Genomic DNA, 26,727 nt, shown 5'->3' on the forward strand with positions numbered 1-26,727 from the left:
AAAACGGTGTTTATTTCATAACCAGGAATTTTCATCTTCTTTATTATTTTGTTCATGTTTTTTTTCCTGTAGGTGGATAAACAATTTGATGATAGTATTAGAGATATTAAGGGATTCACAATGTTCAACACATTGCTGATACCATTTGGTACTACTTGGATAATTGTACTTGTCCTCCACTGAGGGGTATCCTCCTTTCTAGTTAAGATAGTTATATATAAATTGGTTGCTATTGACCTCAAGCGTTAATCATTTTACTTATAAGATGTAAGAATATTATAGGTCTAAAGTTGTTTATTCGGTGAAACAAAATATAAACTATTTGGTTTGGTCAGTATTAGCACATCTTCTAACTGGTTATCCTTGAATTTTATGTTAAAATATTGAAATTAAGATATCTCAAAGATATAAGATAAAATAAGGGGACTTTCAGAGGGGATTTTTCTGACGCAAAATCTAGCGAGAAGATAGTGTATTAGGTATAGGAGGTAAAGAGAGTGGTCAATATTTCATTTATTATTAAACCCTTAATTGGAAAATTATCTGTATTTATAAGTGGTAAGTTAATAGAACAATGGAAGATTAAATGGAAACTTAACAACATGATAAAAACATTTAAACGAGAATATGAAGATACTTTTGTTGATTCTAATGCATTTCAGAAATTTTTAAATGATGAAAAGAACGGGCTTTTGATATTTAATTATGTATTTGGTGCTACTTATAGCTCTATTACTAAGGTTGCATTTATAGAGCAATTATCTAAACTAGCAATTAATGAGATAAATCTTTATAGAAAATCAGTGAAGCTAGAAGAAATAGATAATCATCTGGTTGTCAATCAATATCTTTATGACCTAATTACATATCTTGAAGAATATAGAGATAAAAGTTTTAAATTAAGCGAAAAAAATATCTTAGCTAATGTTCAAACTAGCATTGAAGAAAGTAATGAATCTTTAAAAGAGTATTTTAAAAGAAATTTATTAGAAATTCAGGAAAAAGCGTATTTAGAAAAATATACTGATATATATTTAGAGAAAATACTAGATCGAAACATAATGGATTTAGGGAAAAGGTATATTTCAGAAGCGAATGTAGAAACGAACTTTAATGAAATATTTGATTCTTTAGTAAGTAATAAGCAAATTTTTCAACACTTTAGTGAAGTATTAGGTAAATTGCAGATGAGTATAATGGAGTTTAGTGAAGCCTTCATTAAATATAAAGAAGTTTTAGGGTACGATAATATAAACTTTATTGAAAAGATTATATATTATTTAAAGGAAATTAACTGTGAAGACAAAGAATTTTATTTGCGAAGTAGTATGAATAATCTTTCTGATGAGATTAGTGGCTTTATGGCAGAAGTAGAAGGATTGAGGTACAAGCTATATGAAGAAGAAAAGAAGAGCGTTAGGGAAGAATTAAACAGTCCAATCCACAAAATAAATAAGTATGAAAGAGAATTAAATGATTATATAGACTTGGTAATGCCGATGTTAATTAATGAGCCATACTTATTAATATACGGTGATGCAGGAATAGGTAAATCTCATTTACTAGCTGATAATGCTAAAAGATTACAGGAAGATGGCCATAGTGTTTTTTTATTTTTAGGACAACATTTAAATACACATGACCATCCTTTTAAACAATTATTTGATTTAATTGATTACAAGGGTTCTAAAGAATATTTTCTGAAAGAATTTAATGATAGAGCGAATAAGAAAAATAAGAGAACTGTGATTATAATAGATGCTTTAAATGAAGGGGAAGGAAAATACTTCTGGAAAAATTTTTTAGTGAATTTTTTAAATTCTATAAAAGAATTCAAAGATATCGCTGTGGTCTTATCTGTTAGAAGTAACTACGTAAGAAGTATCTTACCTGAAAATATTGAGACAGACTTTCCGTTGCATAAATTAGAACACAAGGGATTCAAGAGTTTAAGTCTGGATGCATTAGAGCCGTTTTTTAATTACTATAATATTAATCCATTAGTATTTCCCTCTTTAGAAAATGAATGTTATAACCCTTTATTTTTACACATTTATTGTGAAGTATTCCAAGAAGAATACGTAGGATATAGAGGTTGGAGTATAGTTGAGGTATTAGAAAGATATATAGGCAAGATTAATAGTAGATTATCACTAGATCAAAGATTTTCATATACAAAATCTTTAAATCTCGTGGATAAAATATTGAAGGAAATTGCTGCGAAATTTATTGAAAATAAAAGTCATCTCATTAAATTGGATGAACTCTATGAGATCATATACAGTACAGCGAGTCCATATACAATTGGTTATCGAGAATTGGTTTTGGGACTAGAAGAGGAAAATATTCTTTCCATTAATTCGGGATATCATGGTGAAAGTTTAGTATATTTTACTTATGAAAGATTTTCCGATATATATATATCGTTAGTGCTATTAGATAGATATCGCCAAGACAAAAAAATGTTTGGTGAAATGCTAGCTTCTGATAATGCAATTTCTTATGGAGTTTATGAGAGTCTTTCAATAATTGTTCCTGAAAAGCTAAACGTAGAATTATTAGATTTAGTTGATAGTAAGTTAATTACATTTGATTTAGCGGAATCTTTTGTTCGAGGAATCTCATGGAGAAATGTACAAAATATAGACGAACGAACTTTGTATTGGATAAATTTATGCCTGAAACAAGAAAATATAGATTTACAAAGTTTAGTATATGAAAACTTGTTAAAGCAGTCATATATAATAGAATCGCCTTTAAATGCAAAATTTTTACATGATAATATAAATCCTATTGCAATGTCTATAAGGGATGGAAGTTGGACTATATCAATAAATAATAATTCAGAAGTACCTAATCAACTTGTAGAAATCATTCTAGATCAAAATCTGAGTTTCAGACACTTCAAGTATGAAAATTTCGAATTGCTTTCGTTAAGTATTATTTGGTTATTTACTTCTACAGATCGTAAATTAAGAGATATTTCTACTATAGCTCTAGTAAAACTATATATGATTGAACCATCTATTATTCTCAAGAATATTAATATGTTTATTAATGTTAATGATCCATATGTATTAGAAAGACTGCTTGCAAGTGCATATGGTGCAATACTAAGAACTAATGAAGTACCAAATTTAGAAGAAATAATTGATATTATATATACTGAAATATTTGAACAAGAAGAAGTATATCCGAATGTTCTAGTTAGAGATTATGCTAGGGGTATTATTTTATTTGCTGCTAATAAAGGTATTATTAGTCCTGAAGAGTACGAAAAAATTACTCCCCCTTATTCAAGTAACTGGTATGGAAATAATTATACATTGCAAGATGTTGATAAAAAGTTAAGTGAAATGCAGGAAGTAGCTAAGAATAAGTTTGGCGGCTTTCATCGAATTATTAGATCTATGACAACTGAATATGGAAGAAGAACTGGAGCTTACGGAGATTTTGGAAGATATGTTTTTGGAAGTACCTTATATGAATGGAAAAATCAATTTAACGATCAAGATTTAAGTAATATTGCTACGATGAGGGTTATTGATTTTGGATATGATGAAAAAATACATGGTTATTATGATAGTAATTTAGGATATTATAATAGACATGAAAACCTTGTAGAACGTATTGGTAAAAAGTATCAATGGATTGCGTTGTATGAGTTATTAGCCAAATTAACAGATAATTATCCCGTATACAAAGAAATAAATTTGTATACTCTTGAATACCAAAAATATAAGGAAAAACAAAATAATAGAATATTCTCAGACATGAGTGAATTTCTAAAAAGTCTTTCTGATGAGGACACAGAGCTACCAGTCGAGGGAATTGAAGAACCTTTAAACGAAGAAGAACACTTTCTCGGAATTAAGAAAGAATATTATAAAAAGTACAATGGGCCGTGGGATCCGTTCTTGAGGAACATTGATCCAAGTCTGTTAGAGTATCCAACAAAAAACGAAAATTCTAACCTAGTTAAGAACTACTTACCTTATAGATCAAATAAAATGTGGGCGCAAAACGAAGATGAGTTTAATACTCTGGATGATTTTATATTTATTGAGTATGAGGGAAATAAATATGTATCTTTAGCTCAATTACTTGTTCAAAAAAGAGAAGACAGTAAAAAATTTGTTGATAGAGATGAGTTTTGTATAAAGTCAAAGGCTGTTTTTTTACCTAATATGGATAAACAAAAATATATTTCTTTAAAAACAGAAAAAAAGGGAGATATGAGTGTATCTTGGGCAAATACGTATAGTATATTTGCATTTGAACACTATTGGCATCCTTCCTTCAAAGATATGTTTTATAAAAATGAATTTGAAAATATCGAGTGTGAAGATGCTATATGGGAATACCTGTGGGAAACGAATATCAATCCTGCATCTGGTGAGAGAACTTCTTGTAGCTACCTTTTACCTAATGCTGATTTAGTAAGGTTTTTTAATTTAAGACAGATTACTGAGGGAACATGGAAAGATATTGAGGATAATTTGGTTGCATTTGATGCTCAATATATGGGCTATGAAAGTAACTTATTATTTAGAGCAGATTATTTAGAGAAATATTTAAGAGAAAATAATCTGACTTTAGTATGGGATTTTTATATGGAGAAGATATCTGAGCGCAGCAGAAAAGAAGAATGGTTCATATGTTGGACTGTTAATGGAACTGACATAAAACACACTATATTAGATCAATATAAAGAATTAGAAATGGAAGATAGATATTAATTAGCTTATATTATGGGAGATGCGATAAAACTTTATGAATATTAACCATTTGGCTGAATCCATTTTCTAATTTCCTCATCATTGAATAATTATATTCTAACCAAAAGTGCGCCAGCAAAATGCTAACATTTTGCTAACGCAATCAAATGAAAAACGGTTAATTCTCGTTAAAGATGTTACACCTCTAATTAGCTAAAACCTTGATATACCGCACTTTTGGAACACATCGTGAAAGATGTTACACACTTTCACCTTACGGGCGGAATGATGTAATTCTCTTCACAAGCTATCTTGTGAAGCTGTCTCGTTCATAATTAATTAGTATAGGAATAACCACTTCTCATAAAATTGGAGAGGTGGTTATTTTTTATTCTTTTCAAATTAGTTTATCTAGATTGAACTATAGAATTCCATTCAATTCGCTACAGCGCTACTAGTTTTATTGGTGGTAGTGAGAAATTTATAACTAACCTATACTACATAAAGCCCTTGAAAACTCCTAATAGAGATTCCAAGGGCACAAAGTTTTGTCATCATTAAATTCTCAATGTGATCAACCATAAATCATAGGGTTAAGGCGCGGAATGATATCACTTCCCGCTAAGTAAATTATTTATATAATTTTAATTGTCATTTTATTTTTTTAGTGAGTTAAATAAAGAATTGTAAGCTGTAACAACTTGTTGATAGTAACCGACTAAGTTATCCCAAACCGTTGATTGAACAGCCTTTTTAGCAGGTTCTTTCGCAGTATTGTCACTATCAACAGGTGTTTCTGCTACATCTTCAGCGGGTTCTTCCGCAGCAACGTCACCATCCTCAGCAGTTTCTTTCGCAGTATCGTCACCATCAACAGGTGTTTCTGCTACAACCTCAGCAGTTTCTTCCGCAGCAACGTCACCATCAACAGGTGTTTCTGCTACATCTTCAGCAGGCACTTCCACAGCATCATCATCACCAACAACAGGTACTTCTACTGCATCCTCAGCAGTTTCTTCCGCTACATTGCCATCTTCATCTGGTAAGATCATACCAAGATGTTCTTGGATTAGGAAATCGTAGTAATCAATTAAACTTCCATAATTTTGTATGACTGATTTATATTCATTTATTTGCTCTTCTGTTATGATAGTACTATCAGTAGATTGGTCAGGTGACATAGTATCTTCATTGATATTATCGTCAGCTGGCTTTTCTTTTTCATTAGTTTCATTTGTTGACTCATCTTCATCAGCAGGCACCTCTGAAGGTTCCTCTTCAACTACAGTTTCCTCTTCAATTACAGGCAGATCAGTTGCTTCGTCTTCAATTACAGTTGCATCCGTTGCATCGTCTTCAACAACAGGTAGATCAGTTGCTTCGTCTTCAATTACAGTTGCATCCGTTGCATCGTCTTCAACAACAGGTAGATCAGTTGCATCGTCTTCAATTACAGGTAGATCAGTTGCATCGTCTTCAACAACAGGTAGATCAGTTGCATCGTCTTCAATTACAGGTGCATCCGTTGCATCGTCTTCAACAACAGGTAGATCAGTTGCATTCTCTTCAATCACAGGTGCATCTGTTGCTTCATCTTCATCAACAGGTACATCTGATGCTTCGTCTTCATCTGTAAGATTATCCGAATCATCATCTTCATTCGGTGCGATTTCCTGCAAATTTTGATTTGCAATTGTACGCATTATTTTTCCTTTTTCAGGTGAACCCGGAATGCTTGATGCAAAAGATGAAACCTCTGCACCGTGATTTTTAAACGCTGTTTCCTCACCATTTTCAGCTCCTAAAGCCGAGCCACCTGCTCCGAAAATAGCAGCTGTTATCATTGAGGTTGACATTACAAACGGCAAAATCTTCTTGTTCGTGCTTTTCCCTTTTTGATTAGTTTCTTTAACCAAGAATCATCAAACTCCCTTTAATTGAATTTTTTAATCTCGACTACTAAATAAGAAATTGAAATAACACTCATTCTATTAAGCCGTTATGTACATCTACCTCCTTCACAAGCCAGAGCCTAAAATCAGGGTCAGTTTTTTAAATATCCGTTATGAAGTTTTTCAAATGAATAAATTTAGCAGTGCCCCTTCTGCTTATTAACAACAATAACAAAAGGAAATAACAAGAGTGTAACGAACAAGTAACAATTTTCCATGGAAATATTAACCCTTGTCATAAATGAAAAACACTCCAGGAGTCCTAACTCATAATTGACCAGAGACTAAAAAGAGGGCCTATTCTAATAGACCCGCCCTCTTAATCCAGTTTATTCCTTTCTTGAAAGGAATCGTTATAGTGCGATACAAACGTATCATATTACTTTTTGGACATCATTATTGAACGGTCTAAACGATCTAACGTTGATCAATTTCAAATATTACATTCAGAAATGTAAGAAGTAGTATAACTGAAAAAGTTATGAATGAATGGCTCTACCCCAGTTATATTAAAGGTTAAGTAATGATTCATCTACGCATGGTCATATTATTGGTCATAAGCGCAACAAAATCAGTTAAAAGTAAGTCGAAAAATACTCCCACCATTTACGATTACTCTACTATAGGTAAGCATCTACTCAACCCTTCATTTGTTTATCAATGATTAAGTATTCACTCTAACGTTCTCAAACTACCTTAATGGAAATGCTAATAATAATACCTACATTTCATTATTATGCTTACATTGATTCAAGCAAAAAGTTTTTTCATCGACCCCCACAAAAAGAGAGTCCCATACGAATAACTGGTATGTCCACAAAAGGACAAAAAAATGTTGAGGTGATTTATAATGCAGAAGAAGTGGAAACAAACTGGAGCAGTATTGCTAATTGCAGGATTAACAGTAACTGGAACAAGCTATGCGTGGGCGGATGAAAAAGCGAATGAACCAATAGATCTTAGTCAACTCAGAAAAAATTCGACTACTAATGTAGTGGAAGATCCAACTGGAAAACTGGAATTGCCAAAAGTGGAAAGTGTTAGTAAAGAAGATGAAACAGACAAAGAAGTAAAAGAAGTAAATGAAGATAAAGCAACAGAAATAGAGGAAAGTGTGCTTCTAGAAATTCCAGAAGGATATACTGCTGGAAATCTAGTTGCGCTTGGAAAAGCCTATGAAAAGGTTCAAAATCCAACCGCAAAAGCATCTATTAAACGTAATATGGAGCGTTCCATTGAAAAATGGGAGAATAAGCAGTTGGAAACTGAAACTCCTGAGCAGCCAGAGGTAACAGAAGAAGCAGATAAGCAAGAAGCGCCGTTAAAGGAAGACAAACCTGCTAAAGTGAAACAGGAAAAAGCTCCTCAGGCAGTATTGAATGCACAGCACAAAGAACAAAGACAAGAATTGAAAGCAAATCAAAAAGTAGAGCGTGAAGCTTTAAAAACTGAGCGTAAAGCGGATAAAGAACAACAAAAGCAAGCGGGAAATGAAAAGAAAAACTGATTAGTCCTAGCAAACTTCTTTTCATTTTCCGTTGCACCCATTAATATCAAAAGCAATCGGATCTAATGGGAACGGAGGGGTATCTATGCTTTTGTCTATCATGCAAGGAGTATTCAATAAGAAGTCTGATACAGCATTGAATGAGCTTGTATTGAAGGCAAAGAGAGGCGATAAGAAGGTCATGAATGACCTTCTTATCGCATTTACTCCGTTCATGAAAAAAACGGCTTCTTTCGTATGCAAACGATTCGTTGATGAGCATGATGACGAATTTAGTATTGCTATGAGTGGCTTTCATGAAGCGGTATTACAATTCAGTCCGGGAGAAAATTCATCATTGACGACATTTTCACATTTGATAATAAAGAGGAGACTCTTTGATCATTTTCGAAAAGAGGCAACGAGAAACGACGCCATTCATTTAGTAAAAGCTGAGGATGAAACTACAGGTTCAGATGCACAACATTACGTATTTAAGCAATCGTCGATTGCATCCTACTCGAGAGAACAACAAGCAGCAGAACGTCGTGAAGAGATTATGGAATATACCAAACTTCTAAAGGACTATGGTTTATCATTCCATGAGCTTGCTATGTCATCTCCAAAACATGCAGATTCAAGGAAGACAGCTATTCATATTGCGCAAATCATCGCTGAAACACCTGAATTCTATACTTATCTTATGGCAAACAAAAGGTTGCCGATGAAAGAACTTGAAACGACTGTCGAGGTTTCAAGAAAGACGATAGAACGACATAGAAGGCATATAATCGCAGTTACGTTATTGCTCAATAGTCAATTCGTGTACATAAAGGAATATATAAAAGGGGAACTTATATGATGCGGACATACAGAGGCATTGTTTGCGACAAAAAAAATAAATATACTGTGTTCCTGACGGATAAAGGTGATTTTCTACGAGGAATTCCAATTGGTGAAACACCGGATATTGGAGATGAAGTCGATTTTCAGCTGGTTTCTACGCCTTCTCTATTTAGTAGAAAAGTGAAGCCACGATTCGTTGGAGCAGTCATGATTGCTGCAGTGCTTCTCTTTTCCATCGTAGCATCTTTAATTCCTATGAATGATAAAGTGATGGCGTACGTTCAATTGGAAACGGACTTGGCATTGGAGTTGGGGGTCAACCAGAAAGGAAAGGTTATTTCCTTACGTTATCTGAACGAAACCCTTGCTGAACCTGAAAATAGTCTTGCTGAGTGGAAGGGGTATCCTATCCGTATAGTGTTGGACACTGCCGTGAAGGAATTATCGACAGGGACCAGTGGTGTGCAAGTAATTATTACAACAATCTTCCCAAATGCCAAAAGCCAACATAAGGTGCAAGGAATTGTTGGGAGCGCGGTTCGGGAAGTACGAAGTGCACATAAAGAATTGGCGTGGGAAGTTGCTGACAGCACGGCGGAGGAAAGAGCGATGGCGAATAAGCATGAAATGTCCATTCATAAATTCAAAGTGAGTCAACAAGGTCCTCCGATGAATGAAGAGAAGCCGTCTACGGAAATCGATCCCCATAAGAAAACAAATACAATGAATCAGCAAAGAGAAAAAGATACTCACAAAAATCCGGGTCTGCAATCGGAACCTACTTTGCCGTCTAACCAGAAAAACAATGTGAATGAAAAATCGAAGGAATCAAATGAACTTAATGAACCAAAACTGAAGCAACCTGAGACAAAATCGAATAAAGTGCAGGAAGAAAAGTTTAAGTATTCCCCGGCAGAGAAGGGGAAATTAACTAACCCAGCACCGAAAAATAGTAACCCCAACAATGAAAATCAAAAACCAGTTCCAAAACACCCTAAGGGAAATCCGAATCAGCAGAAGCTGCCGGAAACCGGTAATAGTCATGGAAAACAAGAACGACCATTAGTCGGGAACGGTGAGAAATAGCCTTACTGTTAATCTTTCTAATCGCAAAGCCAGGGGATAACTTTTTCCTCTGGCTTGTTTTATTATTATCATGTCAAAGTTATTAGATAGTCCATGAATACTTTTACTAATTCCGTTATTCGTACAACGGGAAAACGGAATTAGTTCTATAACTCTTTTAAACAACTTCCTCAAATCACGTTTAACTTACGAAATATAGTGAATGGTAAGGTTGTTGATACTTTACAAGAGGGAGAGTGTGAAAATGAAAAAATGGTTAGTAGTACTTTCAGTATTTGTTCTTGCTATGGTCCTTGCAGCGTGCGGTGATGGTAAAGATAAAGATGACCCGGCTCCATCCACCGAAACGGACGGGAAGGATGCGGAAGAGGCGAGTGATAAAGAATTATCCTTTGCTTCTGCGGTTTTGATAAATAGTGAAGGAAAGTCGGTTGGCACAGCGGAATTGACTGAAGAAGATAACGGTGTACGAGTAAAGGTGAATGTGACGGACTTGCCAGAAGGTCCCCACGGATATCACTTTCATGAGGCAGGGAAATGTGAAGCCCCAGATTTTGAATCAGCGGGCGGACATTTTAACCCGACTGGTGCCAGCCATGGGCTGGAAGAGAAAGAAGGACCGCATGCGGGCGATTTACCTAATCTAGAAGTCGGTGCGGATGGAACAGTAGAGGATGAGTTTTTGGCTGAGCATGTCACGCTGGAAAGCGGGAAAGATAATTCCTTGTTACAAGTTGGCGGGACAGCCCTAGTCATCCACGCGGGAGCGGACGATGGGAAAACTCAGCCATCCGGTGATTCCGGAGATCGTATTGCGTGTGGAATTGTGGAATAAAAATAAATAATATTACGTCGAACACCTTTTTTACGGGGATGAATCCGTGGAAAAGGTGTTTTTTCGAATGTATTCGAGTGCGAAACTGATAACAAGGTAGGTATGTTCTCATAACAGCAATCATAGTATCAATGTAATTGTGTGTAATCATCAATGAGGAAGATTGAGTGTGAGTTTCGGTGTTGTAAGAGATAAGGCAGAGCGGGTATCACTATAAAGAGAATTTGAAAAAATCTCTTGTTCACAATTCGCTGAATCTGTTGTACAATTTATAGACTACTAATTTTGGAGGGAAATTTTGGTGAAATTTAAAAAAATTGGGGTCATATTAAGCTCTTCTGCTTTAACATTTGGGATGTTCGCGTCTGTTGGCAATGCTTCAACCACAACGATTGGACAACCTGCCAAAGTACAAATTCAAGTTGCTTCAACGGAAACAATTTTTTCGAAAAATGATTTAATTAAGAGGTTTCGTACCTTGTTCCCCGATCAGTTTGATTTTTTATCGAATAGTGATTTTCGTGTGGAAAGTAGTTTCTTTTATCCTGAAGATGATACGTTACGTTATGGCCTATCCTTCTTTAAGACAATTGATGGTAAGCAAGTAAATGGTAATATTGGATTTGTTGGAGAGAATTTAGAAATTGAGCAATTTTATTATCAACCTTCGAATGAAGCAGAAGCTTTATTTCCCGCCAAGGTCTCAAAAGAGGAGGCTAAGAAAATAGCCACTGATTTTATCAAGAATATTCTGGGTGGGGATGATTTTCAATTAGAAACGGATGTCTATAACTATTATCCAAATCAAATATTAACTGAACCAATACGTTACTCATTCTCTTTTGCCCGGACGGAAAATCAAGTATCCATTTCTAATCAAACAATAGGAGTATCTGTTCTTGGCAATGGTGAAGTTGTTAGTTTTCACAGAAATCCTGTGGAGTTGGAAACGTCTACCTTTGATGATCTAAAAAAAGTACTTGATAAAAATGAAGTTTTAAAGAAAGTAAAAGAAAATCTTGCCGTAGATTTGCAATATCATATTGATACGGATTATCGAACGGGTGATCGCCAAGTTCAGCTTGTTTACCAGCCAACAACAAAATTACAGGGGGTTAACGCACTATCAGGTAAGTGGTTGACTACAGACGGGTACTCAGCGGATTTTCCAGGGAAAACGAAAATTGAAAAAATTACAGCTGATTCACTACCGGCAAAACAGAATGGAATTACTTTAGAAGAAGCAAAGAAAATTGCTGAACAATTACTTGCCATAAAATCAGATAAGGTTAAGTTGAATATTCAATCTATCGATGAAATAGAAAACCAAAACGGACAGGCAGTTATTAGCATTCAGTATATGTATGAATATGCGAGTGGTGGAACTGGAACGAATTTGGAATTAGATAAAAATACGGGCGAGATTATTCAATACAGTGATATAAAAAGTGGAATGCTAGAACGGATTGAAGATAAACCTGAGAAAGAGAAAACGCTGTCTCAGAAGGAAGCCCTCACTCAAGCAGTGAAATATATTAAGGAATGGGCTCCGTCTAATGCACATCACTATGCTATGCCTATAGAGGAATCACACTTTGAAGATAGACAAGGTGCTTATTACTTTTCTTTCCCGAGAATTGTAAATGGGATTACAGTGATAGGGGATCAAATTGGTGTAAGTATAGGCAGTGATGGTTCTTTAAACAGCCTTAATGTCAATTATCAAGAGATGGAAAAATGGCCATCAATTGATGAAGTTATTTCTGAAGAAGACGCAATTGCTACCTTGAAAGAGGCACTAAGCCTAAAACTTAATTATATGAAACAAGGGAATAACAAAGATAATCATCACTATGATTTAGTCTATTCACCTGTTTTTAATGATGCAGACCTTAGTTTTTTAAATGCTAAGACGGGAGAATGGGGTAGCTTGTATGGTGGCGGAAATTCAACCGTCATTTCACATCCTTGGGCAGAAGAGGAACTTAATTATCTTATTAATGCCAAAATATTAGATATTAAAGATACTAAAAACTTTAATGGTGATGCCTCTGTATCAAAAGGGGAAGCGATAAAAATCATCATGAATTCACTTACTTATATTTATTACGGCAGGGATTATGGAGGAAACGAAAATACGAATCAGACTTTTGATAATATAGATGCCAAACACCCCCTCTATCAATCGGTCGAACGTGCCGTTGAAATGGGCATTATTAAAGGAGACAGTCAGAGCTTTGACATGGATGCACCCGTCAAAAGAGAAGAATTGGCAGCTTGGTATATACGCGCTCTAGGTCTTGAGCAAGCAGCTAAGCAAAGCAGTATTTATAAACTTGATATTGTTGATGCAAATAAGGTGCAAAAAGAATACACAGGCTATGTAGCTTTGGCAACATCACTGGGATTATTAAAGACTGACCAAAATCACTTTAACCCTGAACGAGAAGCGACGTATGCCGAGTTAGCAGTTTCAATTATTAAGCTAGCCCGAGAAATAACTGAAAAAGGCAGGGGCCTGAATTATTGAAATGTAAGGATATAACTATTTAATAACCCTCCGCCGTATGAGAACTCAAACGGTGGAGGGGTTTAGTTTGTCTAATCTATTACCAATTTCTTCAGTTGGTAACACCTGTTTTAAATGAATGTATAACACCGATTACGGATTATCACCGACTAAAATCGTAGCAATCATCGTATTTGTTACTCCCCTAACTATGGAAATACTATTATCATTCTGATTTGCCAACATCGATGGAAGAAAGCCTTTATCTATCAATTTTTTAGATGGCTACAAGGTCAATCGTGATCATATTCCTTATTAAAAAGCGATCCTACCTTTAATTTGCAAAGGTAGGATCGTTTTTTTTGCTTCAACTATTATCGAAAGCGTAAAAATCAATTGCTTGATCCATTAAGGCTATAAACTATTTGACTTTCGTCGCATAATCGCTCTTTGGATCGGATTTTTAGTGTATTTATATTCTGATGGAAATAAAAACCCCTTTACATTGTTGAAATGAAAGGGGCTACAGAAAAAAATGTACTCTTTCTTTTGACCTTATTTTCTACGGTTAGTTGTTTACGAAATAGTTATACCAGCACTTGCAGTACCTATAACAGTAGCGGCCAAAGGAGCACCAGATACTGAGAATACCATTAGCAATCGATCGCCTACCGATACCGGTACGGGTGCGAAACTCGCTGATCCGCTAAGTGTAGTGCCTACTGTCAAGAGATTTGTTAGAGTTGGGGCTAAATTCACGCTTATACCTGTTGGACTGAAGGTATTACTTCCAGCAGGTGCGCGATAGACTTGTGCATTGACAGTTGCAGTTGTTGCAATACTCAATGCAGTAGTTATTGTGTAAGCAGCGGAAATAGCCGTTATGCTACCTGCCCGTGGAACTGAAAAGGCTTCATTTATCAAACCTGTCAAGTCTATCGTGGTGCCAAGAACGACAGGGCTCGGAATGGCAGTGCCAAATCCAATGAAAAAGGGGATACCAGCTAATCCACCTACGAGAGAAGTCAATGCAACAGGTACTAGTCCAGAAGCGAATGGGATAATCGAACCAGTGTTGGCTGTTGGGATTATACAAGCTGCATCAATAGCTCTGAATGGTCCCAAATTACAATTGACGTGCCCAGTATCGACTCGGAAGCAACCAGAACTTCCGTGACGAGATCCACCAGATCCACCACATCCACTACATCCATGAAGTTTAAAATTATTAGAATTCATTTTAACACCTCCTTTCTCTGTTATCCTATTCAAAACAATTGCAGGGCGGACGGGCAATTAACTAATCGTTAATAATAGTTTTTAACTCATCCTAGCGTAATGTAGATTATTTGGATCAACTGTGTAGCTTTCGAAGCGCTACAGCTAGCTAAATTCCGCTGACCTTCTTACTAGATTTAAAAAAATAGCCATTCTGACACTAAGTCAGAATGGCTATTTTAAATGGGGTATATAATATGCCGAATACAGGAAATTAATCTGACTAGCAATTATTTTTCAGTAGCTCTAAATTATTGCTTCTTCCGAAAAATATTGAACAGCGATAATGTTTCTTTGTTTTTATGTTGTTGTCGTTTCATTTCATTCGAAATTTCAATTGGGGCTTTGTCCTCCTCAATTGTAGTTGCATTATGCACTTCCTCAGGTTCCGGCGTTACCGTTTCGATAATCTTCGGCTCGCTAGCCGTGAGTAACATATCAGGATCCGGCATCACTGTTTCATTAATTTCAAGCTCGCTAGTCGTGAGTATGGAAGCCGGATTCGGTGTCACTGATTCGTTAATTTCCGGCTCGCTGGTTGTTACTAACAAAGCCGGATCTGAATTCTCGTTTACGTTCATTGGAATCGCTTGTTGTTTCACAACGTTAGTCAGATGAATGGTCAATGGCCTATTTACATTTTTGTACAGCCTATTATGGATTTGCCCAGTATGAATGCCAGTATACGGAAAACTTTGCTTACCGAATTGCTGCTCTGCTGGATATTCCTTTTGAATATCCATACTTACTATAGGCGTTGTATCACTCGAAACTTCTTGGATGTTATTAGCGTTTCCTACCAGATTTTGCAGTTGCCTATAAGATGGTGGGCGATTAGATTTTCTCATGGAAGTATTAGATGTAGTTTCTTCTATATGGACCTCTTCTTTTTCCTCAATATTATTGGCAATACTTATAGATCTTGCTACATCAACTGGAGAAATTACTTTTTCTATAAGATCCTTGCTACCATCTTTTATTAATTTATTCTTGACTACGGAAAAGTCTTGATTCAACTCCTCGATTGTTTGATTAAGGGAGTCCATTTGTACTGAAAAACTTTTAATTTGTTGCTCATACTCCTCCAGTTGTAAACTTTGCTTTTCATTCATTAGTTCCATTACACCTTCTAATTTTGAGACTTTTGTTTTGAAACCATTCGCTTCTATCTTCAAGGCTAGATAATCGTCAACCGAATTCCCAATTTTTAATGTGGTTAGGGTATCTTTGTAAGTCGCAATTTTCTGCTTTAATTTTTCAATGTCCTCAGCGGAGTATAACTTAGAGTCTCCCATCAATTTTCACCCCTTTGCAGTACATTACTATTCTATTAATGATGTTTTCATTGCGTGACAAATTGTTTCCTGTTAGACGTGAATTTACTCAGTGATAAATTATTTGTCACTTTCAGCCTCGGTTCTATATATGATGAAGAAATGGATTCTCAGGGGACGATATCCTTTCTGAACTACTAAATTAGTATTAATTACTTCCTTCCTCCATCCTTTATGTGTCTAAGTTAATAAATATCTCGATAAATCATTTCTTTGCCCATACACTGATTTTTCCACATCATATGCTACGAACGAAAGATAAAAAATTTGGAGGTGTCTGCAACATGCAAGGAAAAGATCATTGTGATGGGAAAGAACTAATTTGTATAAATGTCGACAAGGTGTACGACTGGATTGTGAAAGAAAATTCGTTTGATTTTGCACTTCCAACGGGACCAATTGCTTTTACTCCAACGGGTTCAGTACCAACTTCAGCAACTGCAGGACTGCTTACTGGTGCGACAGTTACATGTGAAGTGAGCCCTGCTATGGCGTTTCCAATCGAGATTCTAAGTCGTGAGAATCGCCCGTTTTGTATTGATGGAAAGACTGTTCTTCTTCAACAGCTTCACATTCGTAAGAACTTTGTGGTAACAATTGTCGTGACTTTAACAAACGGAACGGTGCTGAGAAGTGCGGCTATTCCGCTTACCCGTTGTGAACAAGTTACCTTATGTGCACCTGAAGGAACAGACGTTGTAATTACGTATACGGATCTAGACTGTTTCGTGTGTTCTCCTGGGACACTCACTGTACCAACGGGTACTGCTGCTGGTTCAATCGTAATTACTGGCTTAAATCTCTCTGTAGCTACTTGCCAAAGCATTCAATCGACATTCCCGGTAACTGTTGAATTTTTAGCTGATTACTGTGAACCAAGAGATGATTTACCAACTGCGTGCCCTCCACCATTGCGCCCGCAACAATGCTCTGTTGTTTTCCCTGATACCGGACATTGCTGCCACTAATGTCGGCTAATGGTGATAACGAGTAAGCCTCAAACATATAATGAAGGGAGGATATTCCTCCCTTCATTTTTTTGTAACGTCAAAAAATATAAGCTCATGAATAACCTTATTAAGCCAATTAGGGCTCTGCTGTCACCTAAAGGCTCGGTAATAGTCGAGTTTTCTAATGGAAAAGGGGTAGAGAATAATGAGTAATAATCACAAAGATTTGGAAACAAAGATTACGCAGCTTCAGCATCAAACAAAATCATATGTATATGAAATTAAAAAGCTGGTAGATGAGCTCAATGATTCCGCCAGAATGAATATAATTAGCTATTTTACTTATTCATTAAACATTTCTCACGATCCTGAACAGGAGAGCTTATGCCTAGGAACTTACCATGTACATAATATGGGGAATCAGCCAATCACAAATCCTTATTTGTGTATAAAAATTCCTGAAGAATCTCCATTTTCATTTTCCGGGCGATATGTTTATGAAAACTTCAAACAGTCATTGAAGAATGCCGGTGGATGGGAACGAATAAATGATAAAACGAATCAAGAGGAATTTTGGCTAAAACCTTTGGGTAAAACATCCCTTGAACCTAATGAGACCATTTCATTTTCAAACTTCCAGATAAAATGGTTACCAGTAGAATCATATGCAGGTACTATTATGGGATTTACGTATAGTGATCAACTGAAAGATGGAATAGCCGTGATTAATCCCATCAATCTCAATGGAACTGTACGTGTAGAGGGGGTAGAGAATGAGTAAAACAGATGAAATAGAATTAATAATGAAGAATATAATACGTCAAATTATGAAAGATCAGTTTAACGAACAAACAGAAGATAAACAGGAAAACAACAATAGTTTTGTCTATTTAGAGAAAAGCACATTGAATATGTTGATTATGTATATGTTGATGAATGGTGAGCGTCGGCCTGATAAAGAGGCAAAAGGAGATTCTGACGTGAAGATTTTAGAGGAACTTGAACAGGCAATTATGGCCAACAAAGAGGACTTTGAGGAAATCATCACTCTACTTAAAGAAAGAATCTAAATTCATTTGATACAGCCTTTTGCTTGGAAAATAGCTGCGATAGGAGGGAATGACGTGAATAGTGAGAACGTCAAAAATAACGATCCCTTACAACTTCAACAAATAATCATCTTTTTAAAGGCGGAATTAGCTAAATATAAATACGAAGTTAAAAAGTATCAAGATAGCTATCACTATTCATTAGTAGAAAACCTTGAGCAAGAAAATATACAATTGACTAACGAAAAAAAAGAACTGGCTGAGGAGTTAGTTAAGTTAAATCAAGAATTTGAAAAAAGGGCTATCGATTATAAAGGATCTGTCCAATTGCAAGGATTACAAGGGAAAAGATACATCACTTCTATTGATTCCTTTCAGAAAACAAAAACAGATCTACTACCAATTAGCAAACAGCTAACTGAAGTTATTAATAAATTGAAAGACGGAGCTAATACCGATCAACATAGATACAAAAAACATGACAGGCAAGTTACATCTCTTCATAAAAAACTTGCTAATAATAAAACGACTATAGAACAGCTCGAATACAAGCTTGGTGATCTCATTCAAGAAACAAATAAACAAGTACACTCCCAACTGGAGAAGTTAGACATAGCCAACAAAGAGCGTACCCAGTCCGAGAAAGTGAGACAACGATTACTAATAGAAATAGAAGAAAAAAATAATACTATAGGAAAACTCCAACATGAAATATCGAATTTAAAAGAACAAAATGAAAAGCATACTGTGGCTGTTGCAATAGAAGAAAAAAATCTAACTAATAAAACGATTATAGCTCAGCTCGAATATAAGCTTGTTGATCTCATTCAAGAAGAAAATAAACAAGTACACTCGCAACTGGAGAAGTTAGCCATAGCTAATAAAGAGCATACCCAGTTCGAAAAAGTGAGACAACAATACCTACTAGAACTAGAAGAAAAAAATACGACTATTGGAAAACTCCAACATGAAATAGTGAATTTAAAAGAACAACATGAAAAGCACATTGATGCTATTGCAATAGAAGAAAAAAATCTAACTAATAAAACGACTATAGAGCAGCTTGAATATAAGCTCGTGGATCTCATTCAAGGAGAAAATAAACAAGTACACACGCAACTGGAGAAGTTAGCCATAGCCAACAAAGAGCATACCCAGTTCGAAAAGGTGAGACGGCGATTACTAAAAAAACTAGAAGAAAAAAATACTGCTATAGGAAAACTCCAGCATGAAATAGCGGATTTAAAAGAACAACATGAAAAGCATAATGAAGCTTTTACAATGCTAGAAATAAAATTGAACCAGAAGAATGATAGTCAAGCAGGGATGGACTATCATTCTTCTACACCTACTATTGATACTGAAACACTTATCTACTTAGACCATCAAATAAAAGAGGTAGTAGCCAAAACGTTGGATTACGAAGAGAAATTAGATGCGAAGTTGCTTGTTGTTAATAATTTGGAACAGAAATTAGATCAACTTACTGATGAAATTGACGGAATAAAGATTTTTAGTATAGAGGGGAGGGTTTTAAAAGAATTTTGACGATTATTGGTGTGTAATAGGATGGTAGCGAGTAAAGTAGATTGCATTTTGGTGTTCTATATTTACCTGAAACTCAATAGGATTACCCATAAGGCTCAACCTTTTCTCGAAAAGTTCTGAGCCTTTTTTGTTATGTTCTATTATAGAGTATGGACATAGCGACTATTAAGCTATCACTAATCCGTCTTTTGTAAAAGTAACACCCGCAAAAAAAATGAACCCCCTTTGTTAATCCTTAATCTAAGCGTTTACATTTCGTCACAATTGACCTATCATACTTGTATACAAGTATATCGGGCATCAAGTGGGGAAGTGAAATCATGAGTGAATACAAGGAATTACTATATCCTGAAAAATGGATTGCGAACGCTTCCATGGGAGCGCGTTTAGCGTGCGAGCTTAGAATGCGGATTATTTCTGGCATGATAGAAAAGGGTACTGTTTTATCGGAAAATAAATTAGCGTTGGAATTTGAAGTAAGTCGTTCTCCTATCCGGGAAGCACTAAAAGTATTGGCATCAGAAAATATTATTCGATTAGAAAGAATGGGAGCGGTTGTAGTTGGGTTAACCGAGAAGGATATCGAGGAAATTTACGATGTTCGTTTACTGATAGAAACCTTCGTTTATGAACGGATTGTTAAAATAGATACAAGTGAATTAGTGAAAGAACTAAGTAAAATACTTGAATTGATGGAAGTCGCCATTAAATATGGAGATGCAGATGAATTTTCTTATCAAGATGTTTTATTTCATGAAACGATTATTCGTTCAATTGACCATTCATACATCATGTTGATTTGGAATAATACGAAACCTGTGATGGAAAGTTTAATACTTTTATCGATGCGAATGCGTTTAGAGAAGAAATACGATGATTTTTCACGTGTATTGAAAAATCATGAAATCTACATTGAAGCCATAAAAATAAAGGATAGAGATATCATGATTCAAGCATTGCATCAAAACTTTGATGATGTTCAAGATAAAGTGGCAGACCTTTGGATGTCCCAACAAATGCTCGAAAAAGGAAGGGAGCGATAACTATGACGAACTATATGCTAGGTGTAGATATTGGTACAACGAGTACTAAAGCAGTTCTATTTACAGAAAAAGGTGAAATTATTCAACAGGAGAATATCGGTTATCCTCTTTACACACCAGATATTTCGACAGCTGAACAGAATCCAGAGGAAATATATCAAGCTGTATTACAAGCAATTTCAACCATAATGGGGAAATCTCAAATCTCTTCGGAAAAGTTATTGTTCATTTCATTTAGTAGTGCGATGCATAGCGTTATTGTAATGGATGAAAATGATGAGCCCCTAACGCAGTGTATCACCTGGGCAGATAATCGAAGTGAAGCTTGGACACGTAAAATAAAAGAAGAGTTAAATGGGCATGAGGTATACAAACGGACTGGAACACCTATTCACCCAATGTCCCCTTTAAGTAAAATTGCTTGGATTGTGCATGATCGTCCTGAAATAGCGACAAAGGCTAAAAAATATATAGGCATTAAAGAATATATTTTCAAGAAATTATTTGGTCGGTATGTTGTAGATCATTCTTTGGCTTCAGCAATGGGGATGATGAATCTGGAAAGATTGAATTGGGATGAAGAAGCATTGGAGATAGCGGGTGTCACGCCGGAGCAGCTATCTGAACTTGTACCGACAACCGAGATTTTTAATAATTGTAACGTAGGAATAGCGAGTAAGCTTGGCATTGATCCACAAACTGTATTTGTCATTGGCGCAAGTGATGGAGTGCTTTCTAATATAGGTGTGAATGCAATTGGTAAGGGTGAAGTAGCGGTAACGATTGGGACAAGTGGTGCAATCCGAACAGTCATTGACCGTCCTCAAACCGATGAGAAAGGACGGATATTTTGCTATGCATTAACTGAGAAACATTGGGTCATTGGTGGGCCAGTAAACAATGGTGGAATGGTACTTCGATGGATTAGAGATGAATTTGCATCATCAGAAGTAGAAACAGCAAAAAGACTAGGGATTGATCCATATGAAGTGTTAACGAAGATTGCTGAACGTGTAAGACCGGGATCTGATGGATTGTTATTTCATCCATACCTAGCGGGTGAACGTGCACCGTTGTGGAATCCTGACGTGCGCGGCTCATTTTTCGGTTTAACAATGACACATAAAAAAGAACATATGATTCGGGCGGCTCTTGAAGGTGTGATTTATAATCTGTACACAGTATTTTTAGCACTAATTGAAGTCATGGATGAACCAGTTATCCGAATTCAAGCAACTGGTGGCTTTGCAAGGTCTGATTTATGGCGCCAAATGATGGCCGACATATTCGATTTGGAAGTAATTGTCCCGGAAAGTTATGAAAGTTCATGTCTAGGTGCTTGCATCTTAGGGCTTTACGCTACGGGGGAAATTGAATCATTTGACGTGGTATCTGAAATGATTGGCAGTACTTATAAGCACACACCTATGGATTCTAATGTGCAAGAATATAGAAAACTATTACCGATATTCATTAATTTATCCAGAGTATTGGAAAAGGAATACACAAGCATCGCAGATTATCAGAGAAGCTTAAGTAAAGAGTAACAAAAAAGTTTGACCCTAAAAGAAAAAATGTAACACGGACGGTGCTTGAAACGATTATTTCGGAGAAAAAAAGACTATTAATTAGGTTTGAGAAAAGTTGTAGGGCATGTCATTTCCATCTTTAATTAAGTAATAAAAAATGATCTTTCATGAGTTCACATTGAACTTACGAAAGATCATTTTTTATTGTTTATTGCATATCAAAGCTGCCCTATTGAACGAAGAAGAGATGGTGGAGCCAAAAACAAAAACGTGAAGTCCGCTAGCCCCAAACATCCCATGTAGCCTCCAGGGACCATTGCCACAATTCTAGCGCACTCTGTATTTTATTCCAGACTGGAAATAGGCATAGGTGAAAATCGCTGCCAACAAACCAATACGTTTTCCGAATATAGAGTTAGTGACAGCTAGATTTGAATTATCTAGAACTTCTTTCATATCTACTAAAGTGTCTTGTCTTGTCATGGGAATAAAAAAATCTTTAACATGGAAAGCGACATGATCTATGTGCAGAATCGTCGTATGCGTTATTTGGAAATTGTCTAAACTTACTTGTCCTCTTTCTATCGACTTCTTTGTTTGATAAGCAAATAGATAAAGTAAGGTGCCCCTATTACGGCTGTCCATACACCTGCAGGCACTTCAATCGGTGCAAAGGCAACACGAGCAATCCAGTCTGCAACAACAACGAGAATTGCTCCAATGATTGCGGATAAACCTACCATTGAACCAAAGGTAGGGCCGACAATTCTTTTTGCAATATGTGGTGCGATTAACCCAACAAACCCAATACCGCCGGCAAAAGAAACGGAGGCACCCGTCAAGGCGGCACAAAGTAAAAGGAAAATAATTCGGTTCTTTTGAACTGGGGATCCAGCACTTTTCGCCAAATCATCACCAAGTTCTAAAACGTTCATTTCCCTCGTCATGGCAAGCGTGATGAAAAAAAGAATAGTAATCCATATCGCAATCATTCGAACTTCAGTCCAATTTGAACCGTAGATACTTCCAGTGATCCAAATATTCGCTTGGCTCGCCTGATGGATTGGTCCAACAAGCATAAGTACGGTTGTTCCAGCATGCATAAATGCTGAAATTCCAATCCCTATAAGTAACATTCGGAAGGGGGCAATGCCGTTTTTCCAAGATAACGTGAACACAATCGCGGCTGTAATCATCGCACCACCGAAAGCAAATAACGGCATCCAATCTTGACTCACTGTTAGCGCATTACTTTCATTTGAAAACAATGCTAGAAATAATACAACTGCAAATGAAGCTCCTGCCGTAATCCCAATGATATCTGGGGAACCAAGAGGATTTCTAGATACACTTTGCAAAATGGCGCCCGCTGTCGCTAAGCCGATTCCAACTAAAATGGCCATCATAATACGAGGTAGCCGAAATTCAAAGATAATCGTTTGATCAAAAGACTCACCAATACCCAAAATAACTTTTAAGACATTTAAAGGTGAAATGAAAAACTCACCAGAACTCATCGATAGAATAGCTACTAACCCTAAAAGCAACGTTGCAATCATCGTTGTAAACAAAGATTTCTTATCTAAAATAAACGAAGCAACATTTCCTATTCGAACTGTCACTTTATTTTTCATGCCCCAAATCTCCTTCTTGCCACATAAATAAAGAATGGAACACCGATTAATGCAGTCATGACTCCAACCGGCACTTCCTTGGGCATTATAATGTATCGGGCTGCAATATCAGATACGAGTAAGAGAATTCCACCGTATAATGCACAAAATGGAAATACCCACTGGTGTTGGATCCCGATGAATGATCGAACGATATGAGGAATAATGATTCCGATGAAGCCGATAGGACCCGCAATTGCTACAGAAATACCTGCTAATACAACTACAATAAGAGAAAAAACAAATTTTAATAGCACTACATTCTGACCTAATCCAGACGCAACATCGTCACCCATTGCTAGTAGGTTCATTTGCTTCGCCAAAACAAAGGCTACCAGCAATCCAATCACCATATAAGGCAATCCTGTAATTAATAGACCGATAGGCCGATTGGCTACGGAACCTGCGAGCCAAAATAATACTTGATCGAGTGCTGTTTCGTTAATTGTTAGGAATCCTTGTGTCATGGATGAGAATAAAGCGGAAACTGCTGCTCCTGCTAATATAAGCTTCATTGGCGTTAACCCTTCTCTGCCAATACTACTTAAAACAAAGACAATCCCGAAGGAAACGGCCGCTCCGACTAATCCGAACATCATATAAGATTGGAGGCTTTGTACTTGGAAGAACACAACCCCAATTACGACAAAGAAAACAGCACCAGCATTAATACCTAGAATACTTGGAGAGGCTAATGGATTTTTCGTTATGGATTGCATAATTGCACCTGAAGTGGCTAAACAAGCTCCAACAGCTGCAGCAATTAATGCACGTGGTAAGCGTACATTTTGAATGACAAGATGTTCAGTTGATCCGTCATTTTCTTTAAATGCGGAAAAGGCAGTGGACCAGCTTGTATCTGTATAGCCGTATACAATACTAGAAAAAAAACAAAGAATGAAAACTAAACTACTTACGATAAGAGCAATCCACTTACCCCTTGATGTATGTATCATGACTTCCTCACTTCATTGAGAATTATTTTCAATTCACTGTTGACATGAAATATATTAGCATATAGCATACTAAGTGTAAATGATTTTCATTCTCAATTAACAGGAGGAAATAATGTACATGCGAAAAATATCATCCCTCATACTTATTATGAGTATTCTTGTATTAGCGGCTTGTGGGGCTACTAAGGAGTCAAAAGATTCAGGTGAAAGTGCACAACCAGCTGATGTAGAAACATATACTGTCGATCATGCAATGGGAAGTACAGATGTAAAAGGAACACCAAAACGCATTGTAATCTTAACAAACGAAGGTGCTGAAGCCCTTCTATCAATGGGAATTCAACCTGTAGGTGCAGTTCAATCACCCGCTGAGAAAATTTGGTATGATCATATGGACATGACAGGTACTGAATCTGTGGGTATTGAATCAGAACCAAGTTTAGAAAAGATAGCATCTTTAAAACCAGATCTGATCATTGGGAATAAAATGCGTCACGAAGCAGTTTACGAACAGTTAAGCAAAATTGCCCCAACTGTTTTTGCAGAAACGCTTCGCGGGGATTGGCAGGAAAACTTTAAATTATATGCGAAAGCAGTAAATCAAGAAGAAAAAGGTAACGAGGTATTAGGTGCATACAATAATCGCGTTGAAACAATCAAGACTGAATTAGGGGATCAAACAAATAAAAAAATATCAATGGTTCGCTTTATGGCGGGAGATGTACGCATTTACCATAAAGATTCCTTCTCGGGTGTGATTCTAGATCAACTTGGATTTGCGCGCGCAGATGGACAAGATGTGGACGATTTTGCTGAAAAAGGCCTCACGAAAGAACGTATTCCAGCTATGGATGGCGATGTGCTCTTTTACTTCACTTATGAAACTGGAGATAACGAAGCTACGAAGCTTACAAACGACTGGATTGAGGATCCATTATTTAAAAATCTAAATGTCGCGAAAAGTGGAAACGTCTCACAAGTAAATGACATCATTTGGAACACTGCTGGTGGTGTATTAGCAGCGAACTTAATGCTGGATGATATTGAGGAGTATTTCTTGAAAAAGTAATTTAAATGGAATGAAATAATAAAAAGATGAAAACAGAAAACAGCCCGATGATGCGATATTTACTCGCTTCACTGGGCTGTTTTTTTATACATAATTTACTGTTCAGCTGCGTCTTCTTTAGGATACTTTATCACAAACGACGTTTTGGTGTTCTGATGTGGCCGAACTGCAAAAAACTAACTAGTAAATCGTAAGCATACAAATCAAATAAAAAAGGTATGTATGGTAGGAGCCCAAACATACCTTGAAGTATCATTAATTATCCGGCTACTGGAACATCGTGATTAATAATACGATGGCTCCAAGCAGGATTGAAATCCATGCCAATGCTTTTTGTGGAGAAGCTAAACAGACTAAGCCTAAAACGAGTGCGCCACCACCTAACCAATAAGGAGCATAAAAGAACCCTATAGCCGCTAAAATTATTGCTAACCAACCAATCCAGATGCCCAAGGAAGTTTTCAAGTCAATGACCTCCCTTCAATTTGATGGGAACAACAACTGAGTAAACGGGTCGTTCGTTATTGTTCTTATAGTTTATTATATGCAGGGTTACAGAGGGGACAGTGGTTAATGGACTCATTATTAATATTATTATTATGTGCATTTAGCTCACTTAGGATGGGGGAGCAAGAGCGGCGGGTTACGCAATCAATTCTGGAAAAGGATCAATTGACAGAAGTGACTTATTGGTACCTTGATTGACCTATTTAAGCTAAGAGGGACGTAAGAATTTAAATGAAGGATGGCGAAAGGCTGTTTAGCAACTATGTTGTTTAAAGTGACAAGCAATAGTCTGAATCTGTGAAATAAATTAATTACTTTCCAAAAAGGTGTTGCTAATTTTCCAACAATGATGTAAAGTC

At 36.2% G+C, this 26,727-nt stretch carries 19 protein-coding genes; 13 read left to right on the plus strand and 6 right to left on the minus strand.

All coding sequences use genetic code 11. The annotated features are described in order from the left end of the window. Nucleotides 1-497: 497 nt before the first annotated feature. A complete protein-coding gene (locus H7992_RS02710; RefSeq protein ID WP_187046568.1) occupies nucleotides 498-4,739 on the plus strand; it encodes an ATP-binding protein in 4,242 nt (1,413 codons plus the stop codon). A gap of 635 nt (nucleotides 4,740-5,374) precedes the next feature. Here H7992_RS02710 and H7992_RS02715 read toward each other — a convergent pair. Next, a complete protein-coding gene (locus tag H7992_RS02715; protein WP_187046569.1) occupies nucleotides 5,375-6,634 on the minus strand; it encodes a hypothetical protein in 1,260 nt (419 codons plus the stop codon). A gap of 886 nt (nucleotides 6,635-7,520) precedes the next feature. Between H7992_RS02715 and H7992_RS02720 the strand changes: the two genes are divergently transcribed. From H7992_RS02720 to H7992_RS02740, 5 genes are all read left to right on the plus strand, one after another. Next, on the plus strand, nucleotides 7,521-8,177 hold the full coding sequence (locus H7992_RS02720; RefSeq protein WP_187046570.1) for a hypothetical protein: 657 nt from the start codon (nucleotides 7,521-7,523) through the stop codon (nucleotides 8,175-8,177). Between the two features lie 85 nt (nucleotides 8,178-8,262). Continuing rightward, nucleotides 8,263-9,018 carry an RNA polymerase sigma-I factor gene (sigI, locus tag H7992_RS02725; RefSeq protein WP_187046571.1) on the plus strand — a complete coding sequence of 252 codons (756 nt, stop codon included), beginning with the start codon at nucleotides 8,263-8,265 and terminating at the stop codon, nucleotides 9,016-9,018. Next, nucleotides 9,015-10,088, plus strand: a complete 1,074-nt coding sequence (locus H7992_RS02730; protein ID WP_187046572.1) for an anti-sigma factor domain-containing protein — start codon at nucleotides 9,015-9,017, stop codon at nucleotides 10,086-10,088. The genes sigI and H7992_RS02730 overlap by 4 nt, the downstream gene beginning before the upstream one ends. A gap of 244 nt (nucleotides 10,089-10,332) precedes the next feature. Continuing rightward, nucleotides 10,333-10,923 (plus strand): superoxide dismutase family protein, encoded by a 591-nt coding sequence (locus H7992_RS02735; protein ID WP_187046573.1) that lies wholly within the window; start codon nucleotides 10,333-10,335, stop codon nucleotides 10,921-10,923. A gap of 301 nt (nucleotides 10,924-11,224) precedes the next feature. Then, the gene (locus H7992_RS02740) at nucleotides 11,225-13,453 is read left to right on the plus strand and encodes a YcdB/YcdC domain-containing protein (RefSeq protein WP_187046574.1); all 2,229 of its coding nucleotides are present in this window, start codon (nucleotides 11,225-11,227) and stop codon (nucleotides 13,451-13,453) included. Nucleotides 13,454-14,008: 555 nt separating this feature from the next. On the opposite strand, the gene H7992_RS02745 is transcribed toward H7992_RS02740, so the two are convergent. Together H7992_RS02745 and H7992_RS02750 are read right to left on the minus strand one after the other, a co-directional pair. Continuing rightward, the gene (locus H7992_RS02745; protein WP_187046575.1) at nucleotides 14,009-14,671 is read right to left on the minus strand and encodes an exosporium glycoprotein BclB-related protein; all 663 of its coding nucleotides are present in this window, start codon (nucleotides 14,669-14,671) and stop codon (nucleotides 14,009-14,011) included. A 290-nt stretch (nucleotides 14,672-14,961) separates the two neighbouring features. Next, nucleotides 14,962-16,005: a hypothetical protein gene (locus H7992_RS02750; RefSeq protein ID WP_187046576.1), complete on the minus strand. Its 1,044-nt coding sequence runs from the start codon at nucleotides 16,003-16,005 to the stop codon at nucleotides 14,962-14,964. 323 nt (nucleotides 16,006-16,328) lie between these two features. On the opposite strand from H7992_RS02750, the gene H7992_RS02755 reads away from it, so the two are divergent. The 6 genes from H7992_RS02755 (at nucleotide 16,329) to gntK (ending at nucleotide 22,181) form a co-directional block, all read left to right on the plus strand. Continuing rightward, nucleotides 16,329-17,012 carry a BMQ_0737 family morphogenetic spore coat protein gene (locus tag H7992_RS02755; protein ID WP_067205457.1) on the plus strand — a complete coding sequence of 228 codons (684 nt, stop codon included), beginning with the start codon at nucleotides 16,329-16,331 and terminating at the stop codon, nucleotides 17,010-17,012. 187 nt (nucleotides 17,013-17,199) lie between these two features. Further along, the gene (locus H7992_RS02760; RefSeq protein WP_067205459.1) at nucleotides 17,200-17,775 is read left to right on the plus strand and encodes a hypothetical protein; all 576 of its coding nucleotides are present in this window, start codon (nucleotides 17,200-17,202) and stop codon (nucleotides 17,773-17,775) included. Continuing rightward, complete coding sequence (locus tag H7992_RS02765) at nucleotides 17,768-18,064, plus strand: hypothetical protein (RefSeq protein ID WP_187046577.1); 297 nt, start codon at nucleotides 17,768-17,770, stop codon at nucleotides 18,062-18,064. Before H7992_RS02760 ends, H7992_RS02765 begins: the two co-directional genes overlap by 8 nt. 54 nt (nucleotides 18,065-18,118) lie before the next feature. Then, the gene (locus H7992_RS02770) at nucleotides 18,119-19,591 is read left to right on the plus strand and encodes a coiled-coil domain-containing protein (RefSeq protein ID WP_187046578.1); all 1,473 of its coding nucleotides are present in this window, start codon (nucleotides 18,119-18,121) and stop codon (nucleotides 19,589-19,591) included. Between the two features lie 320 nt (nucleotides 19,592-19,911). Then, nucleotides 19,912-20,634 (plus strand): GntR family transcriptional regulator, encoded by a 723-nt coding sequence (locus H7992_RS02775; protein ID WP_067205466.1) that lies wholly within the window; start codon nucleotides 19,912-19,914, stop codon nucleotides 20,632-20,634. A 2-nt stretch (nucleotides 20,635-20,636) separates the two neighbouring features. After that, on the plus strand, nucleotides 20,637-22,181 hold the full coding sequence (gntK, locus tag H7992_RS02780) for a gluconokinase (RefSeq protein ID WP_067205469.1): 1,545 nt from the start codon (nucleotides 20,637-20,639) through the stop codon (nucleotides 22,179-22,181). Between the two features lie 563 nt (nucleotides 22,182-22,744). On the opposite strand, the gene H7992_RS02785 is transcribed toward gntK, so the two are convergent. Further along, nucleotides 22,745-23,797, minus strand: coding sequence for a FecCD family ABC transporter permease (locus H7992_RS02785; RefSeq protein ID WP_187046579.1), 1,053 nt, complete (start codon nucleotides 23,795-23,797; stop codon nucleotides 22,745-22,747). Next, nucleotides 23,794-24,792: a FecCD family ABC transporter permease gene (locus H7992_RS02790; RefSeq protein ID WP_067205474.1), complete on the minus strand. Its 999-nt coding sequence runs from the start codon at nucleotides 24,790-24,792 to the stop codon at nucleotides 23,794-23,796. Before H7992_RS02790 ends, H7992_RS02785 begins: the two co-directional genes overlap by 4 nt. Before the next feature lie 112 nt (nucleotides 24,793-24,904). On the opposite strand from H7992_RS02790, the gene H7992_RS02795 reads away from it, so the two are divergent. After that, nucleotides 24,905-25,861: an ABC transporter substrate-binding protein gene (locus tag H7992_RS02795; protein WP_067205476.1), complete on the plus strand. Its 957-nt coding sequence runs from the start codon at nucleotides 24,905-24,907 to the stop codon at nucleotides 25,859-25,861. 267 nt (nucleotides 25,862-26,128) lie between these two features. Here the strand turns inward: H7992_RS02795 and H7992_RS02800 are convergent, their stop codons facing one another. After that, nucleotides 26,129-26,326 carry a hypothetical protein gene (locus H7992_RS02800; RefSeq protein WP_197485359.1) on the minus strand — a complete coding sequence of 66 codons (198 nt, stop codon included), beginning with the start codon at nucleotides 26,324-26,326 and terminating at the stop codon, nucleotides 26,129-26,131. Nucleotides 26,327-26,727 lie beyond the last annotated feature (401 nt).

This window comes from Sporosarcina sp. resist (genome assembly GCF_014302295.1).
GTDB classification, from domain to species: domain Bacteria; phylum Bacillota; class Bacilli; order Bacillales_A; family Planococcaceae; genus Sporosarcina; species Sporosarcina psychrophila.

Coding starts and splice junctions, on each gene's coding strand:
- H7992_RS02795 (WP_067205476.1), top strand. CDS start 24,905: ATGTACATGCGAAAAATATCATCCCTCATACTTATTATGAGTATTCTT.
- H7992_RS02765 (WP_187046577.1), top strand. CDS start 17,768: ATGAGTAAAACAGATGAAATAGAATTAATAATGAAGAATATAATACGT.
- H7992_RS02785 (WP_187046579.1), bottom strand. CDS start 23,797: ATGAAAAATAAAGTGACAGTTCGAATAGGAAATGTTGCTTCGTTTATT.
- H7992_RS02735 (WP_187046573.1), top strand. CDS start 10,333: ATGAAAAAATGGTTAGTAGTACTTTCAGTATTTGTTCTTGCTATGGTC.
- H7992_RS02730 (WP_187046572.1), top strand. CDS start 9,015: ATGATGCGGACATACAGAGGCATTGTTTGCGACAAAAAAAATAAATAT.
- H7992_RS02720 (WP_187046570.1), top strand. CDS start 7,521: ATGCAGAAGAAGTGGAAACAAACTGGAGCAGTATTGCTAATTGCAGGA.
- H7992_RS02775 (WP_067205466.1), top strand. CDS start 19,912: ATGAGTGAATACAAGGAATTACTATATCCTGAAAAATGGATTGCGAAC.
- H7992_RS02750 (WP_187046576.1), bottom strand. CDS start 16,005: ATGGGAGACTCTAAGTTATACTCCGCTGAGGACATTGAAAAATTAAAG.
- H7992_RS02790 (WP_067205474.1), bottom strand. CDS start 24,792: ATGATACATACATCAAGGGGTAAGTGGATTGCTCTTATCGTAAGTAGT.
- H7992_RS02755 (WP_067205457.1), top strand. CDS start 16,329: ATGCAAGGAAAAGATCATTGTGATGGGAAAGAACTAATTTGTATAAAT.
- gntK (WP_067205469.1), top strand. CDS start 20,637: ATGACGAACTATATGCTAGGTGTAGATATTGGTACAACGAGTACTAAA.
- H7992_RS02760 (WP_067205459.1), top strand. CDS start 17,200: ATGAGTAATAATCACAAAGATTTGGAAACAAAGATTACGCAGCTTCAG.
- H7992_RS02745 (WP_187046575.1), bottom strand. CDS start 14,671: ATGAATTCTAATAATTTTAAACTTCATGGATGTAGTGGATGTGGTGGA.
- sigI (WP_187046571.1), top strand. CDS start 8,263: ATGCTTTTGTCTATCATGCAAGGAGTATTCAATAAGAAGTCTGATACA.